Origin of the sequence: Kitasatospora sp. NPDC127035 (genome assembly GCF_042726075.1) — a bacterium.
Taxonomy (GTDB): Bacteria; Actinomycetota; Actinomycetes; order Streptomycetales; family Streptomycetaceae; genus Kitasatospora.
Window position 1 is genome coordinate 20,491 of record NZ_JBHXDN010000107.1, and the last position, 436, is coordinate 20,926.

1 pseudogene is annotated in these 436 nt (G+C 77.3%); it reads right to left on the reverse strand.

What is annotated here, in order from left to right:
• Positions 1-250: 250 nt before the first annotated feature.
• Positions 251-436, reverse strand: a pseudogene (locus ACFWIC_RS39105) (PhoH family protein); the annotation flags it as partial.

Here is a 436-nt window from a genome sequence, read left to right on the forward strand (position 1 = left end):
CGACCACGCCGCCTGGAGCGGCAGCTTCGAACACATCCGCGCCACCCCCGGCTTCGGCCACGGCCACTGGCCCCCCGGGGACGGCCAGCCCCACCACCCCAACCACGCCCGCCCTCCCCCGCCCCCCCCCCCCCGCGGGTGCCCGCCCCCCCCGGGGCGGCGGACACCTGGGCGTACCGGGGCCGGTACACGGGAGGGGCGGACCGGCGGACGTGTCGCCACCCGGACACGGCCCGCCCCCTCGGGCCGGTCAGATGTCGGGGCCCTCCAGCATCTCGGTGACGAGGGCGGCGATGGGGGAGCGTTCGGAGCGGGTGAGGGTGATGTGGGCGAAGAGTGGGTGGCCCTTCAGCTTCTCCACCACGGCGACGACGCCGTCGTGGCGGCCGACCCGGAGGTTGTCGCGCTGCGCGACGTCGTGGGTGAGGACCACCCG